The sequence below is a fragment of the Cobetia sp. ICG0124 genome (genome assembly GCF_004006355.1).
GTDB lineage: Bacteria > Pseudomonadota > Gammaproteobacteria > Pseudomonadales > Halomonadaceae > Cobetia > Cobetia marina.
The window spans coordinates 3,135,121-3,150,661 of the sequence record NZ_CP024893.1; the positions used below are offsets into that span (position 1 = coordinate 3,135,121).

Genomic DNA, 15,541 nt, shown 5'->3' on the forward strand with positions numbered 1-15,541 from the left:
CACGAGCTTCCACGCTCAAGAATAGCGGGTATCAGCCCCGTGAGGCCACCCCCGATGGCGTTTATCGAACGCCATTCGCTAAATCATGTCGGCCTCAGCCACGGCGATCATACCCGTTGTCGAGGAAGGGATAATCGGTGTAGCCCTCGGCACCGCCACCGTAGAAGGTATCAGGATCCTGCTCGTTGAACGGCGCATCCAGACGCAGACGTTCGACCAGGTCCGGATTGGCGATATAGGGGCGCCCGATGGCGACGGCATCCGCAATGCCCTCGTCGATGATGCGTGCCGCACGCTCCCCGTCGTAATGACCGCAGAAGATCAGCGCGCCCTTGACGCGCTCCCGCAGTGCGCGGCGGAAGTCATCGGTGAACTTGACGTCGCCGCCGGCCCAGTCCGGCTCGTTGACGTGCACGTAGGCAATGCCACGTCTGGAGAGCTGGTCTGCCATGTAGAAGGCCATCTCTTCCGGCTCGTCATCGGTGAGACCGAAGATCTCGATGAAGGGCGTCAGACGGATGCCGGTGCGCTCCGGCCCGAAGACCTCGGCGACGGCATCGACGACTTCCAGTGTCAGGCGCGCACGATTCTCGACCGAACCACCGTACTGGTCGGTGCGCTGGTTGGTGCCGGTCGCCATGAACTGGTTGAGCAGATAGGCGTTGGCGGCATGCACCTCGATCATGTCGAAGCCGGCACGCTTGGCGCGCACGGCAGCCTGACGATAGTCCTCGACCAGCTGGGGGATTTCCTCCGTCTCCAGCGCACGCGGCGTGCTGGTGGGGTGGCGACCACTGCTGCCATCCTCGAACTCAACGAAGCACTGGGCGCCTTCACCACGCAGGGCGCTGGGCGCGACCGGTGGCTGGCCATCCGGCTGCACCATCTCGTGCGAGACACGCCCGACATGCCACAGCTGAAGCGCCATGCGTCCACCCTTGGCGTGCACTGCTTCGACGACGCCCTTCCAGCCGGCTTCCTGCTCATCCGTCCAGATACCCGGCGTGTAGACGTAACCACGCGCGGTCGGCGAGATGTTGGTCGCCTCGCTGATGATCAGGCCGGCGCCGGCACGCTGTCCGTAGTAGACCTCCTGAAGCTCACCAGGAATGCTGTCCGGGGTGCGCGCTCGGGTCAGTGGCGCCATCAGGATACGATTGGGCAGGGTCAGGTCACCGAGCATGACCGGATCAAGCAGGGTGTCGGCGTACGGGGCCTTGGTGTTGGCAGTCATCGGTGCTCCTTGAGTCTCTGATCTTTCGCCAGCCGCCGCTTCGGGCGATCGGGCGAACCGGGCGGGCATGCCAGTGACATGCGGTGCGCCAGCCGATGCTTCAAGCGCACGCGGTGCATGAGAATAATGCTGGGATGGCAACAATGCGCCAGGTCGTCCCCGGCGAACAACCGCGTGAGCAGCTGATCAAGCTGAACACCAATGAAAACCCCTACCCGCCGGCCCCGGCCGTGGAACAGACCCCGAGTTCCAGCTCGCTGCGCGCCGCCCTGGCCGAGACCTTCCATGTGGCCGCCATGTATGGCATCGAATCACGCAGTATCGCGCTGACCGACAACTGGGAAGTCGATCTCGAAGCCTTCGGCAGTGACAATGGCGGCATCATCTTCGCCAACCCCAATGCCCCGACAGGCCATGGCCATGGCCGCAAGGCGATTGCCGCGCTGCTGGAGCGCAACCCGCAGAGCGTGGTGCTGGTAGATGAGGCTTACGTGGATTTCGGGGGGGAACCCCAATGCCCCGACAGGCCATGGCCATGGCCGCAAGGCGATTGCCGCGCTGCTGGAGCGCAACCCGCAGAGCGTGGTGCTGGTAGATGAGGCTTACGTGGATTTCGGGGGGGAAAGCGCCATCCCGCTGATTCATCAGTATCCGAATCTGGTCGTGTCGGGCACTTTCTCGAAGTCGCGTAGCCTGGCGGGCATTCGCCTTGGCTATGCCGTGGCCTCGCGGGAGCTGATCGAGGGCCTGGAGCGCGTGAAGGACTCCTTCAATTCCTACCCCATCGATCGTCTGGCCGAGCAGGTCGGCGTCGCCGCGCTCAGTGACCCCGCCTATTTCGATGAGTGCCGCACACGCGTCATCACCACCCGTGAGCAGACGCGCGATCGCATGGCTGCACTGGGCTTCGAGATCCTGCCGTCACAGACCAACTTCGTGCTGGCGACTCACCCGACCCATGATGCCGGCAAGCTGTTCATCGGCCTTCGCGAGCAGGGCATCCTGGTCCGCCACTTCAATACCGATGCGCTACGCGACCATCTGCGCATCAGCATCGGCACCGATGCCGAGATGGACAGCCTGATCGAAGCACTGGAAACCCTGTGTCGTTGAGATAGCGCACAGCATGACCCGTGATGGGTTCAATGAAAGAAGGCGCCCACTGGGCGCCTTCTTTCATCAGGATGTCACTCGGGCATTCGCCACCGAAGACTCTCAGCAGGAGCAACCATATGACAACGGAACGTCCCACCATGGCATCAAGTGCCACTTCGACAGCGCGCCTGCCTTTGACGCGAGTGCATCATGTGGCACTCATCACCGCTGATTACCCACGCGCCAGGCGCTTCTATCTCGAGGTCATGGATGCGCAGGTGATCCACGAGGCCTATCGTGAAGCCCGCGACAGCTACAAGCTCGACCTGCGCTTGCCGGGCGGTATCCAGCTGGAGCTGTTCTCCTTCCCGTCACCGCCTGAGCGCCCAAGCTATCCGGAAGCCTGTGGGCTGCGTCACCTGGCGCTGGCAACCGAGGACATCGACACCTGTGTCGAGCTGCTGATCGCCCGTGGCGCCACGCCAGAGCCGATACGTGTCGATGAATACACTGGCGCCCGCTTCACCTTCCTGGCAGACCCTGACGGTACGCCCATCGAGCTCTACGAAGTCTCGCCCTGATGTGATGGCGCGCTGAAACTTCACTGGCTCTGAAGACAAAAGGCCCCTGTCGAGATTTCGACAGGGGCCTTCTTGTGGCATATGCACGTTGCTCACGCGGAGCTTTTCTTTCGTGCCACTTTTTCCGCGCACAAAGAGAACCGCCCCTGCAGCTGGGCTGCAGGGGCGGTTCAGTATAAGTGCCTGACGATGACCTACTCTCACATGGAGAAACTCCACACTACCATCGGCGCTAAGCGGTTTCACTTCCGAGTTCGGCATGGGATCGGGTGGTTCACGCTCGCTATGGTCGTCAGGCGAAACGGTGGCATCTTGCGATGCCTGAGTCTCGAGGCTTGTGGCCTCGCAACTCGCAATATGAATCATGCTTGCTGTGCTTCCACACCCAGCCTATCAACCTTGTAGTCTTCAAGGGCCCTTCAGGAGGCGCAAGGCCTCAGGGAAGTCTCATCTTGAAGGGGGCTTCCCGCTTAGATGCTTTCAGCGGTTATCCCGTCCGAACGTAGCTACCGGGCAATGCCATTGGCATGACAACCCGAACACCAGAGGTTCGTCCACTCCGGTCCTCTCGTACTAGGAGCAGCTCTTCTCAAACTTCCGACGCCCACGGCAGATAGGGACCGAACTGTCTCACGACGTTCTAAACCCAGCTCGCGTACCACTTTAAATGGCGAACAGCCATACCCTTGGGACCGACTTCAGCCCCAGGATGTGATGAGCCGACATCGAGGTGCCAAACACCGCCGTCGATGTGAACTCTTGGGCGGTATCAGCCTGTTATCCCCGGAGTACCTTTTATCCGTTGAGCGATGGCCCTTCCATACAGAACCACCGGATCACTAGAACCTACTTTCGTACCTGCTCGACGTGTCTGTCTCGCAGTCAAGCACCCTTATGCTCTTGCACTCAATGCACGATTTCCAACCGTGCTGAGGGTACCTTCGTGCTCCTCCGTTACTCTTTAGGAGGAGACCGCCCCAGTCAAACTACCCACCATACACTGTCCTCGATCCGGATAACGGACCTGAGTTAGAACGCCAATGATGTCAGGCTGGTATTTCAAGGTTGGCTCCACCGCATCTGGCGACGTGGTTTCAAAGCCTCCCAGCTATCCTACACAGACAACATCAGCATCCAGTGTAAAGCTATAGTAAAGGTTCACGGGGTCTTTCCGTCTAGCCGCGGGTACACAGCATCTTCACTGCGATTTCAATTTCACTGAGTCTCGGGTGGAGACAGCGTGGCCATCATTACGCCATTCGTGCAGGTCGGAACTTACCCGACAAGGAATTTCGCTACCTTAGGACCGTTATAGTTACGGCCGCCGTTTACCGGGGCTTCGATCAAGAGCTTCGGACGAATCCTAACCCCATCAATTAACCTTCCGGCACCGGGCAGGCGTCACACCCTATACGTCCGCTTGCGCGTTTGCAGAGTGCTGTGTTTTTAATAAACAGTTGCAGCCACCTGGTATCTTCGACCGGTAAGAGCTTACGGAGCAAGTCCTTCACTCGAACCGGTGCACCTTCTCCCGAAGTTACGGTGCCATTTTGCCTAGTTCCTTCACCCGAGTTCTCTCAAGCGCCTTGGTATTCTCTACCTGACCACCTGTGTCGGTTTGGGGTACGGTCGCATGTGATCTGAAGCTTAGAGGCTTTTCCTGGAAGCGTGGCATCGATGACTTCCTGACCGTGGTCAGTTCGTCTCGCATCTCGACCTCAGAGGAACCGGATTTGCCTGATTCCTCGGCCTACATGCTTTCACCAGGACAACCAACGCCTGGCTCACCTAGCCTTCTTCGTCCCCCCATCGCAACCACATCCGGTACGGGAATATTAACCCGTTTCCCATCGACTACGCGTTTCCGCCTCGCCTTAGGGGCCGACTCACTCTGCTCCGATTAACGTAGAACAGAAAACCTTGGTCTTCCGGCGGGGGAGTTTTTCACTCCCCTTATCGTTACTCATGTCAGCATTCGCACTCGTGATACCTCCAGCAGACTTCTCAATCTACCTTCATTGGCTTACACGACGCTCCTCTACCGCTCATCCATAAGGATGAACCCGTAGCTTCGGTACCTGATTTAGCCCCGTTATATCTTCCGCGCAGGCCGACTCGACTAGTGAGCTATTACGCTTTCTTTAAAGGATGGCTGCTTCTAAGCCAACCTCCTAGCTGTCTGAGCCTTCCCACATCGTTTCCCACTTAATCAGGATTTTGGGACCTTAGCTGACGGTCTGGGTTGTTTCCCTTTTCACAACGGACGTTAGCACCCGCTGTGTGTCTCCCACGCTGCACTCACTGGTATTCGGAGTTTGCCTCGGGTTGGTAAGTCGGGATGACCCCCTAGCCGAAACAGTGCTCTACCCCCAGCGGTGATACGTGAGGCGCTACCTAAATAGCTTTCGAGGAGAACCAGCTATCTCCGGGCTTGATTAGCCTTTCACTCCGATCCACAGCTCATCCCAGCATTTTTCAACATACTTGGGTTCGGGCCTCCAATTGATGTTACTCAATCTTCACCCTGGCCATGGATAGATCGCCCGGTTTCGGGTCTATACCCTGCGACTGGTCGCCCAGTTAAGACTCGCTTTCGCTACGCCTCCCCTATACGGTTAAGCTCGCCACAGAATATAAGTCGCTGACCCATTATACAAAAGGTACGCGGTCACACCACGAAGGTGCTCCCACTGCTTGTACGCATACGGTTTCAGGATCTATTTCACTCCCCTCGCCGGGGTTCTTTTCGCCTTTCCCTCACGGTACTGGTTCACTATCGGTCAGCCAGGAGTATTTAGCCTTGGAGGATGGTCCCCCCATGTTCAGTCAAGGTTTCTCGTGCCCCGACCTACTCGATTTCACGATACTCAGACTTCGACTACGGGACTATCACCCTGTATCGTCAAGCTTCCCAGCTTGTTCGTCTGTCAGTTGTATCGCTTAAGGGCTGGTCCCCGTTCGCTCGCCGCTACTTGGGGAATCTCGGTTGATTTCTTTTCCTCCGGGTACTTAGATGTTTCAGTTCCCCGGGTTTGCCTCTATAGGTTATGTATTGGCCTATAGATACTCACCTGATGGTGAGTGGGTTTCCCCATTCGGAAATCGTTGGGTCGCAGGGTATTTGCCACCTCGCCAACGCTTATCGCAGGCTATCACGTCCTTCATCGCCTCTGGCTGCCAAGGCATCCACCGTATGCGCTTAATCGCTTGACCATATAACCCCAAGGGGTCTGTCAAGGATTACGAATCTGTCGGACCTCTCCGACATATCGTTTGATGGAGATGTGCTTGGCGCACATTCCATCGTCAGCATGATTCACATTGTTAAAGAGCGGCTGTTCAGAGAACAGTGAGAAGCGCGCTCTGTCGAGCACGCTTGCCACTGCTGGCTAAGCCAGCAAATCGATAAGGAGGTGATCCAGCCCCAGGTTCCCCTAGGGCTACCTTGTTACGACTTCACCCCAGTCATGAACCACACCGTGGTGATCGCCCTCCCGAAGGTTAGGCTAACCACTTCTGGTGCAGTCCACTCCCATGGTGTGACGGGCGGTGTGTACAAGGCCCGGGAACGTATTCACCGTGGCATTCTGATCCACGATTACTAGCGATTCCGACTTCATGGAGTCGAGTTGCAGACTCCAATCCGGACTGAGGCAAGCTTTATGGGATTGGCTCCACGTCGCCGTATTGCAACCCTTTGTACTTGCCATTGTAGCACGTGTGTAGCCCTACCCGTAAGGGCCATGATGACTTGACGTCGTCCCCACCTTCCTCCGGTTTGTCACCGGCAGTCTCCTTAGAGTTCCCGACATTACTCGCTGGCAAATAAGGATAGGGGTTGCGCTCGTTACGGGACTTAACCCAACATTTCACAACACGAGCTGACGACAGCCATGCAGCACCTGTCTCAGAGTTCCCGAAGGCACCAATCCATCTCTGGAAAGTCCTCTGGATGTCAAGGGTAGGTAAGGTTCTTCGCGTTGCATCGAATTAAACCACATGCTCCACCGCTTGTGCGGGCCCCCGTCAATTCATTTGAGTTTTAACCTTGCGGCCGTACTCCCCAGGCGGTCAACTTATTGCGTTAGCTGCGCCACTAAGTCCTCAAGGGACCCAACGGCTAGTTGACATCGTTTACGGCGTGGACTACCAGGGTATCTAATCCTGTTTGCTACCCACGCTTTCGCACCTCAGTGTCAGTGTCAGTCCAGAAGGCCGCCTTCGCCACTGGTATTCCTCCCGATCTCTACGCATTTCACCGCTACACCGGGAATTCTACCTTCCTCTCCTGCACTCTAGCCAAGCAGTTCCAGATGCCGTTCCCAGGTTGAGCCCGGGGCTTTCACACCTGGCTGACTTAGCCACCTACGCGCGCTTTACGCCCAGTAATTCCGATTAACGCTTGCACCCTCCGTATTACCGCGGCTGCTGGCACGGAGTTAGCCGGTGCTTCTTCTGCGAGTGATGTCTTTCCTCGGGAGTATTAATCCCGAAGCGTTCTTCCTCGCTGAAAGTGCTTTACAACCCGAAGGCCTTCTTCACACACGCGGCATGGCTGGATCAGGCTTTCGCCCATTGTCCAATATTCCCCACTGCTGCCTCCCGTAGGAGTCTGGGCCGTGTCTCAGTCCCAGTGTGGCTGATCATCCTCTCAGACCAGCTACGGATCGTCGCCTTGGTGAGCCGTTACCTCACCAACAAGCTAATCCGACATGGGCTCATCCGATAGCGCAAGGTCCGAAGATCCCCTGCTTTCTCCCGTAGGACGTATGCGGTATTAGCCTGAGTTTCCCCAGGTTGTCCCCCACTATCGGGCAGATTCCCATGCATTACTCACCCGTCCGCCGCTCGACGCCTTCTAGCAAGCTAGAATCGTTTCCGCTCGACTTGCATGTGTTAAGCCTGCCGCCAGCGTTCAATCTGAGCCATGATCAAACTCTTCAGTTGAAAGCTTGATAGTCTGTTAAGCAGACCAAACTTGGTTCAGAGTCAAACTTCTCGTGAGAGGCTTGCTCCGATATTTGGTGACCTTGTCACCACTCATCGGCAAGCGCTCACACGAATTACCTGATCAAATTTTTAAAGAGCGTCGCTGTTAAGCGAGGAGGCATATTCTATCCGGAACGCTTGAGAAGTCAAGCACTTGATGATGAGTCAATCGACTGCCTCTAAGCATCATTCAGTGGCATCATCAAGCGGTGAGGAGCGTTGCCTCGATCACCTGTTCCGTAAGGAGTGCGGCGTATTCTAGCGAATCGCCCGGGAATTGTCAATCGATGATTTGGAAGCGGACTTCAAAAACATCAAACAAAACAATCACCTGCAAACCTCTTTCACCGCTGGTAACGCCATGCGTCCCCGGCAGCGGATGCGTACTTTACGCACGATCCGGGCTGAGCACAAGGGCTTTTTCCATCGATTGTCATTTCGAGGACATGCGGGCGACACCTATTCTCTTCAGCGAGTCACCGTCACACGTGCGTAGCGCTTCTTGCCAGCCTGGATGACGATGGCCGTATCGAAAGGCGCCATGTAGGAAGGCTCGATCACGTCTCCATCGACTTTCACGCGACCATTCTTGAGCATGTCCTTGGCCTGGGCGCTGTTGTTGGCCAGACCTGAACGATTGAGCACGGCGGCGATCGGCGCGACCTCTGCCCCTTCAAGGCTCACGGTGACATCCGGCATGTCCGCCGGCAGCTCACCTTCTGCCAGCTGGTTGCCACTGGAGAGATGAGCCGTGGCAGCCGCCTCTTCATCGTGGAAACGCGCCACCAGTTCCCGAGCCAGCTCCATCTTGATGTCGCGCGGATTGGCGCCATTCTCGATGCTGGCCATCAGCGCCTTCACTTCCTCCATGGGGCGCAGCGAGAGCAGCTCGAAGTAACGCCACATCAGCGAGTCCGGCATGGAGACGATCTTGTTGAACATCTCGCCCGGACGGTCATTGATACCGATGTAGTTGCCCAGCGACTTGGACATCTTCTGCACGCCATCCAGACCTTCGAGGATCGGCATGGTGATCACGACCTGCGGCTCCTGGCCACGCTGGCGTTGCAGCTCACGGCCCATCAGCAGGTTGAACTTCTGATCGGTACCGCCGAGTTCGATATCCGCCTCCAGCGCCACGGAGTCATAGCCCTGGATCAGGGGATAGAGGAACTCGTGAATGGAGATCGGCTGGTTGCCGGTGTAACGCTTGTCGAAATCATCGCGCTCGAGCATGCGAGCCACCGTGCTGGAAGCCGCCAGTTCGATCATGTCGCTGGCAGAGAGCTTGCTGATCCATTCGGAGTTGAAGGCGATTCGCGTGCGATCCTTGTCGAGAATCTTGAAGACCTGCTCCTGATACGTCAGGGCATTGGCCTTCACGTCCTCTTCGGTCAGCGGCTTGCGCGTCACGCTCTTGCCGGTCGGATCACCGATGCGTCCGGTGAAGTCCCCGATCAAGAAGATGACCTCGTGGCCAAGATCCTGCAGCTGACGCAGCTTGTTGATCAGCACGGTATGCCCGAGGTGCAGGTCCGGCGCCGTCGGATCGAAACCCGCCTTGACCCTGAGCTTGCGTCCGGACTCGAGCTTCTTGATCAGCTCTTCCTCGACCAGCACCTCATCGGTACCGCGCTTGATGATCTCCAGCGCTTCCACTACTGACTTGTCGCTCATCCTGCCCTCTCTGACCGTTGCTACTCCCCTCGTAACGGGGCATGTTGGCCGAGAATGTTAGCATGACACGCAGACCATGCACCCCCTCCATGGCGCTTTACCTCGGCCTGATGACAGGCACCAGCCTCGACGGCCTCGATGTCGCCCTGCTCGATATCGAACCCCATCAGGACTGCATTGCGCTGCGCGAGCACATCCGCTTCATCGACGGTCTGGATCTGCCGCTTCCGGACCCCCTGCGCACTCGCCTCTGGCGTCTGATGCACGAGGACCATGCGCATTTTCGTGATCTTGCCGCAGCCGAGCAGGCGCTGGCCGAACTGGCCGCCGACGCGATCCGCCAGCTGCTGTCTCGCCAGCGACTGGAACCGAAAGACATTCGCGCCATCGGCAGCCATGGACAGACCATCGAGCACCGCCCGCATGGCTTCAGCGATCAGCCCTGTCAGACGCCTTACACCCTGCAGCTCGACAACCCCAGCCTGCTGGCCGAGCTGACCGGCATCCCCGTGGTGGCAGACTTCCGCCGCAGGGATCTGGCGGCCGGTGGGCAGGCAGCGCCTCTGGCGCCGGCATTTCACTCAGCGCTGTTCGCTCAGCCAGACCAGTGGCGGGGACTGCTGAACCTGGGGGGGATCGCGAACCTGACATTGCTCCCGCCACTGGACTCGCAGGCGGCAGTGATCGGCTTTGATACCGGCCCGGCCAACTGCCTGCTGGATGCCTGGCATGCACGCCATCAGGGGGCCGCGATTGATCCTCAGGGCAGCTGGGCCGCCAGCGGCCATGTCATCGAGGAGCTGCTGGATCGTCTGCTCAGCGCGGATTACTTCACTCGACCGCTGCCGAAGAGTACCGGACGCGAGGACTTCCATCTCGGCTGGCTGGAGCAGCACCTGACAGGCAGCGAGGCCCCTGTCGATGTGCAGGCCACCTTGCTGAGTCTGACGGTAGAGAGCATCGCGCGTGCACTTGAGCATACCGGCGTATCACTGGCGGGACTGACACCCTGTGGTGGCGGAGCGCGCAACACCGCCCTGATGGCCGCGCTCGAACAGCGCCTTGCGCATGCAAGCCACCCCACCGGCCTGGCCACCTGCGCCTCGCTTGGCTGGAATGCCGATCTCCTCGAAGCCAGCGCCTTCGCGTGGCTGGCCGCCCGCAGAGTGCTGGAGCGCCCCGGCAATCTCATCAGCGTGACGGGAGCACGCGGCCCCAGAGTCCTGGGGGGCCTCTACGCACGCTGACCCATCGCGACGGACTTCAGCCATCGTCGTCCTGCAGCGAGAAGCGACTGGCGGCATTCATCACATCCAGTTGCGCTTCCTGAGCACTGTCGGAATCGCCGAACTTGATCATCAGACGCAGGTCATTGGCGGAATCGGCATGCGCCAATGCCACCTCCTCGGTGATCAGGTCCTGCTGATGCAACGCATAGAGCGATTGATCGAAGGTCATCATGCCCTGTTGCTGGGAGCGCTTCATCACGTCCTTTATCTCCACCACCGCCCCCTTGCGGATCAGATCGACGATCAGCGGCGAGCGCAGCATCACCTCGATGGCCGGCACTCGCTGTGCGCCATTGCCACTCTTGTGAGGCAGCAGCTGCTGGGCCACGATGCCCTTGAGATTCAGTGACAGGTCCATCCATACCTGTTCGTGACGCTCTTCCGGGAAGAAGTGGATGATGCGATCCAGCGCCTGGTTGGCGTTGTTGGCGTGCAAGGTCGCCAGACACAGGTGACCGGTTTCCGCAAAGGTCAGCGCATGCTCCATGGTCTCACGCGAACGGATCTCGCCGATCATGATCACGTCCGGCGCCTGGCGCAGCGTGTTGCGCAGCGCCACCTCGAAGGACTCGGTGTCGATCCCCACTTCGCGCTGGGTCACGATGGAGCGCTGATGGGGATGGATGTACTCGATCGGATCCTCGATGCAGATGATATGGCCACTTGAGGTCTGGTTGCGGTGCTGGATCATCGACGCCAGCGAGGTCGACTTGCCGGCACCCGTGCCCCCGACGAAGATCACCAGACCACGCTTGGTCTCCGAGAGACTCTTGATGATTTCCGGCAGGCGCAGTTCTTCCAGGCTGGGAATCGACAGCTGGATGCGACGGATGACCATGCCCATCTGGCTACGCTGATAGAAAGCACTGACCCGGAAACGCCCCACCCCCGGCAAACTATGGGCAAAATTGGCCTCACGCTCCTGTTCGAAGCGCTCTCGCTGCATGTCGCTCATCGGCGCAAGCACCAGTTCTCGCACCTGATCGACACCGAGCTTCTTGTCACCCAGCGCCGCCATTCGCCCGTTGACCTTCATCTGCGGCGGAGTCCCCGTCGAGATGAAAAGATCCGAGCTGCCCTTGCTGACCATCAACTGCAGGAGTTCCTGCAGCCATTCATGAGGAGTCATGAGCCGTGTCCCGATCCACTCTGTGACCCAGCAGCCCCTTGGCCTTCGCTTGCGCGTCTTCGCTAGTCACCAGCCCCTCGGCCAACAGTCGCGTCAGCGCCGAATCCAGCGTCTGCATCCCCAACGCACCACCGGTCTGGATGGAGGAATACATCTGCGCCACCTTGTCCTCACGGATCAGGTTGCGGATGGCCGGAGTGGCAAGCATGATCTCGTGCGCTGCCACGCGCCCGCCGCCCACCTTCTTGAGCAGCGTCTGCGCGATGACCCCTTGCAGGGATTCGGACAGCATCGAACGCACCATCGCCTTCTCTTCGCCCGGGAAGACGTCGATGATGCGGTCGACGGTCTTGGTCGCCGAGGTGGTGTGAAGGGTGCCGAAGACCAGGTGCCCGGTCTCGGCGGCCGTCAGTGCCAGACGGATGGTCTCGAGATCTCGCAGCTCGCCGACCAGAATGACGTCCGGGTCCTCACGCAGTGCCGAACGCAGAGCCGGCGCGAAGCCGTGGGTATCACGATGCACTTCACGCTGGTTGACCAGGCAACGCTTGGACTGGTGGACGAACTCGACCGGGTCCTCGATGGTGAGAATGTGGTCGTACTTGTTCTCGTTGATGTAATCGATCATTGCCGCCAGCGTGGTCGACTTGCCCGACCCCGTCGGACCGGTGACCAGAATCAGGCCACGCGGCAGCATGCACATCTTGCGAAACGCCTCGCCGAGACCCAGATCTTCCATCGTCAGCACTTCCGACGGGATGGTACGGAAGACGGCACCCGCCCCCCGCCCCTGATGGAAAGCATTGACACGGAAGCGCGAGACGCCCGGCACCTCGAAGGAGAAATCCGTCTCGAGGAACTCCTCGAAGTCGCGACGCTGCTTGTCGTTCATGATCTCGTAGATCAGCGCACGCACCTGCTTGTCATCCATCGAAGGGACGTTGATGCGTCGTACGTCACCATCGACGCGAATCATCGGTGGCAGGCCGGCGGACAGGTGCAGATCCGATGCGTTCTGTTTTGCCGAAAAAGCCAGCAGTTCGGTAATATCCATGCAGATCCCTCGCGAAGACCGAAGCTCTTGTACCAACGAGTCCCGTGGACTCGGGTGTAAGTGTGATGTGGCTCTTCAGCAGATGGTGCGGTGGATATCATGACGAACGCCCTATCCAGCCCATACTACCGGTGGCGCCCACGACGCCGAGCCATCAACCGTGAAGATATTTCGCAAATTCTGGAGCCGAGCCGCATGACTGCAGTCCCCGACGACGAAGCTTGTGTTACTCAGTGTATCCTAGAGGCCCGTGCGCGGCTGGAAAAGGCACTGCTGGCAAGTAAACGCAACGTAGAGGCAGCCCGGATACTGGCGGTGAGCAAGACCAAGCCCGACCGGATGATTCGTGCTGCCTGGCGCAATGGCCAGCGAGCCTTCGGCGAGAACTATCTGCAGGAAGCGCTGGACAAGCAGCAGGCGCTGTCGGACCTCACCGATATCGAATGGCACTTCATCGGCCCCATCCAGTCCAACAAGACCCGCGCGATTGCCGAACACTTCTCTTGGGTACATGCCGTCGAGCGTGAGAAGGTGGCTCGCAGATTGAGCGAGCAACGCCCCGAGACCCTGCCGCCACTCGACATCTGCCTGCAGGTGAACGTCTCCGGCGAGGCCACCAAGGCAGGCGTCACGCCCGAGGAATTGATTGCCCTGGCCGAGACGGTGCTGGCACTGCCCAACCTGCGACTGCGAGGCCTGATGGCGATTCCCGCCCCCGCCTCATCCGAGGCTGACCTGCAGGAAAGGCAGGCGCCCTTCAGGACACTGCGCGTATTGCTGGAGCAGCTGCAGGCTCGCTTCCCCGCGGCCCGCTACCCTCAGGCCAAGCTCGACACCCTGTCCATGGGCATGAGTGGTGACCTCGAGGCCGCCGTCGCCGAAGGCGCGACGCTGGTCCGTCTCGGCACGGCCCTCTTCGGAGCGCGTGACTATTCCAGCGCCCACTGACCGAACGATCAGGAGCACCGCATGACGCACCAGACCTCCGCCACTCCCCGCACCATCGCCTTCATCGGTGCCGGCAACATGGCCAGCGCCATCTTCGGCGGCATGATCGAGGCCGGCTATCCGGCAGACCGCATCATCGCGACGGCCCGTTCACGCGATACCCTCGAGGCGCTCGAGCAACGCTACGGCGTGACCACGACCCAGGACAACGCTGACGCCGTCGCACGTGCCGATGTCATCGTGCTGGGCGTCAAGCCACAGATGATGCATGACGTCTGCCAGGCACTGGCGCCCGCCGTACAGGAGCGCAAGCCGCTGGTCATCTCGGTCGCGGCCGGCATCACCTGCGACAGTCTCGAGCGCTGGCTGGGGGGAGAGCTTGCCATCATCCGCTGCATGCCCAATACCCCCTCGCTGGTGGGCGTCGGTGCCAGCGGCCTCTACGCCACCTCGCGCGTGACCGATGAGCAACGTGCGCTGATGGACGAGATGCTGACCGCGGTCGGTATCGTCGAATGGGTCGAGGAAGAAGGTCTGCTGGAAGCGGTCACCGGGATTTCCGGTTCCGGCCCGGCCTACTTCTTCCTGTTCATCGAAGCGCTTGAAGCCGCCGGTATCGAACTGGGACTGGATGCCGAGACGGCGCGCCGACTGGCGATCCAGACCGGACGCGGCGCCGCGCAGATGGCCTTCACCAGCGAGCACGAGCCGGCAGAGCTGCGTCGCCGTGTCTGCTCGCCGAATGGCACCACCGAACGCGCCATCAACAGCTTCGAGGGAGATGGCCTGCGCGAGATCGTCAGCCGTGCGGCCAAGGCGTCCAGCGCAAGGGCTGCAGAGCTGGCGCGTGAGCTGGACCAGTAACCGCGTCCTCAACTCACCGTCTTAAGGAAGGCCCCATGGGTGCTATGGGTAACATCGGACTTCAGCTGGTCACCATCCTGCTGCAACTGTTCGTCTATATACTGATGCTGCGTTTCCTGCTGCAGTTGTCTCGTGCAGATTTCTACAATCCGGTCACCCAGTCGGTGGTCAAGGCGACCAATCCGCTGGTGGCACCGCTGCAGGGCATCCTGCGCCCGCTGGGGCGCTTCGACATCGCCACGCTGGCGGCCGCCTTCATCGTCGTCAGCCTGGTGCTGGTCGCCATCGGCGCGCTGTTCGGCGGCGGCATGCTGCCGATCGGCTTCATCGCGCTGACGGCACTGGGCACCATGCTCGACAGCATCATCAACATCTACTTCTTCGCCTTGATCGCGATGATCATCCTGTCGTGGGTCGCCCCCCAGGCCAACCACCCGGGCGCCATCCTGGTCCATCAGCTGGTGGACCCGATCATGAAGCCGGTGCGCAAGGTGATCCCGTCGATCGGCATGCTCGATCTGTCGCCGATCTTCGTGTTCATCGCCCTCAACCTGATCGGCAGTCTGGTCAGTCAGACGCTGCCGACCATCGGCATGCTGCGTAGCGTCTTCGGCTGATACGCTGTGCTAGAGTGATCCCTCGGCCGAAGCCAGAACCACGGTGCACGAGACGCCCACAAGG

At 59.6% G+C, this 15,541-nt stretch carries 9 protein-coding genes, 3 rRNA genes and 2 pseudogenes; 7 read left to right on the forward strand and 7 right to left on the reverse strand.

The window, feature by feature from the left end; genetic code table 11:
* Nucleotides 1-94 precede the first annotated feature (94 nt).
* Nucleotides 95-1,234: an alkene reductase gene (locus CU110_RS14635; protein ID WP_084209467.1), complete on the reverse strand. Its 1,140-nt coding sequence runs from the start codon at nt 1,232-1,234 to the stop codon at nt 95-97.
* A gap of 134 nt (nt 1,235-1,368) precedes the next feature.
* Between CU110_RS14635 and CU110_RS17785 the strand changes: the two are divergent.
* The 3 genes and pseudogenes from CU110_RS17785 to CU110_RS14650 all read left to right on the forward strand — a co-directional run.
* A pseudogene (locus tag CU110_RS17785) lies at nt 1,369-1,623 on the forward strand (histidinol-phosphate transaminase); the annotation flags it as partial.
* Nucleotides 1,624-1,741: 118 nt separating this feature from the next.
* Nucleotides 1,742-2,347 (forward strand): annotated as a pseudogene (locus CU110_RS17790) (histidinol-phosphate transaminase); the annotation flags it as partial.
* Nucleotides 2,348-2,487: 140 nt separating this feature from the next.
* A complete protein-coding gene (locus CU110_RS14650; protein WP_084209843.1) occupies nt 2,488-2,910 on the forward strand; it encodes a VOC family protein in 423 nt (140 codons plus the stop codon).
* A gap of 181 nt (nt 2,911-3,091) precedes the next feature.
* On the opposite strand, the gene rrf is transcribed toward CU110_RS14650, so the two are convergent.
* The 4 genes from rrf to tyrS form a co-directional block, all read right to left on the reverse strand.
* A 5S ribosomal RNA gene (gene rrf, locus CU110_RS14655) occupies nt 3,092-3,207 on the reverse strand.
* A 40-nt stretch (nt 3,208-3,247) separates the two neighbouring features.
* A 23S ribosomal RNA gene (locus CU110_RS14660) occupies nt 3,248-6,123 on the reverse strand.
* Between the two features lie 193 nt (nt 6,124-6,316).
* Nucleotides 6,317-7,857 (reverse strand): 16S ribosomal RNA (locus CU110_RS14665).
* The 16S, 23S and 5S rRNA genes sit together here, the layout of an rRNA operon.
* Nucleotides 7,858-8,367: 510 nt before the next feature.
* Nucleotides 8,368-9,576, reverse strand: a complete 1,209-nt coding sequence (gene tyrS / locus CU110_RS14670) for a tyrosine--tRNA ligase (RefSeq protein WP_084209468.1) — start codon at nt 9,574-9,576, stop codon at nt 8,368-8,370.
* 62 nt (nt 9,577-9,638) lie between these two features.
* Here tyrS and CU110_RS14675 point away from each other — a divergent pair, with 62 nt between their 5' ends.
* Nucleotides 9,639-10,823 carry an anhydro-N-acetylmuramic acid kinase gene (locus CU110_RS14675; RefSeq protein WP_240665416.1) on the forward strand — a complete coding sequence of 395 codons (1,185 nt, stop codon included), beginning with the start codon at nt 9,639-9,641 and terminating at the stop codon, nt 10,821-10,823.
* A gap of 16 nt (nt 10,824-10,839) precedes the next feature.
* Here the strand turns inward: CU110_RS14675 and CU110_RS14680 are convergent, their stop codons facing one another.
* Nucleotides 10,840-11,994 (reverse strand): PilT/PilU family type 4a pilus ATPase, encoded by a 1,155-nt coding sequence (locus CU110_RS14680; protein WP_084209470.1) that lies wholly within the window; start codon nt 11,992-11,994, stop codon nt 10,840-10,842.
* Nucleotides 11,981-13,048 (reverse strand): type IV pilus twitching motility protein PilT, encoded by a 1,068-nt coding sequence (locus CU110_RS14685; RefSeq protein ID WP_127736497.1) that lies wholly within the window; start codon nt 13,046-13,048, stop codon nt 11,981-11,983. Before CU110_RS14685 ends, CU110_RS14680 begins: the two co-directional genes overlap by 14 nt.
* Before the next feature lie 195 nt (nt 13,049-13,243).
* Between CU110_RS14685 and CU110_RS14690 the strand changes: the two genes are divergently transcribed.
* The 3 genes from CU110_RS14690 to CU110_RS14700 are packed head-to-tail and all read left to right on the forward strand — an operon-like array spanning nt 13,244 to nt 15,477.
* On the forward strand, nt 13,244-13,996 hold the full coding sequence (locus CU110_RS14690; RefSeq protein ID WP_077379440.1) for a YggS family pyridoxal phosphate-dependent enzyme: 753 nt from the start codon (nt 13,244-13,246) through the stop codon (nt 13,994-13,996).
* 21 nt (nt 13,997-14,017) lie between these two features.
* On the forward strand, nt 14,018-14,860 hold the full coding sequence (gene proC, locus CU110_RS14695) for a pyrroline-5-carboxylate reductase (protein WP_084209472.1): 843 nt from the start codon (nt 14,018-14,020) through the stop codon (nt 14,858-14,860).
* Nucleotides 14,861-14,895: 35 nt separating this feature from the next.
* Nucleotides 14,896-15,477 (forward strand): YggT family protein, encoded by a 582-nt coding sequence (locus tag CU110_RS14700; RefSeq protein WP_127736500.1) that lies wholly within the window; start codon nt 14,896-14,898, stop codon nt 15,475-15,477.
* Nucleotides 15,478-15,541 lie beyond the last annotated feature (64 nt).

Coding starts and splice junctions, on each gene's coding strand:
- CU110_RS14635 (WP_084209467.1), bottom strand. CDS start 1,234: ATGACTGCCAACACCAAGGCCCCGTACGCCGACACCCTGCTTGATCCG.
- CU110_RS14650 (WP_084209843.1), top strand. CDS start 2,488: ATGGCATCAAGTGCCACTTCGACAGCGCGCCTGCCTTTGACGCGAGTG.
- tyrS (WP_084209468.1), bottom strand. CDS start 9,576: ATGAGCGACAAGTCAGTAGTGGAAGCGCTGGAGATCATCAAGCGCGGT.
- CU110_RS14675 (WP_240665416.1), top strand. CDS start 9,639: ATGACACGCAGACCATGCACCCCCTCCATGGCGCTTTACCTCGGCCTG.
- CU110_RS14680 (WP_084209470.1), bottom strand. CDS start 11,994: ATGACTCCTCATGAATGGCTGCAGGAACTCCTGCAGTTGATGGTCAGC.
- CU110_RS14685 (WP_127736497.1), bottom strand. CDS start 13,048: ATGGATATTACCGAACTGCTGGCTTTTTCGGCAAAACAGAACGCATCG.
- CU110_RS14690 (WP_077379440.1), top strand. CDS start 13,244: ATGACTGCAGTCCCCGACGACGAAGCTTGTGTTACTCAGTGTATCCTA.
- proC (WP_084209472.1), top strand. CDS start 14,018: ATGACGCACCAGACCTCCGCCACTCCCCGCACCATCGCCTTCATCGGT.
- CU110_RS14700 (WP_127736500.1), top strand. CDS start 14,896: ATGGGTGCTATGGGTAACATCGGACTTCAGCTGGTCACCATCCTGCTG.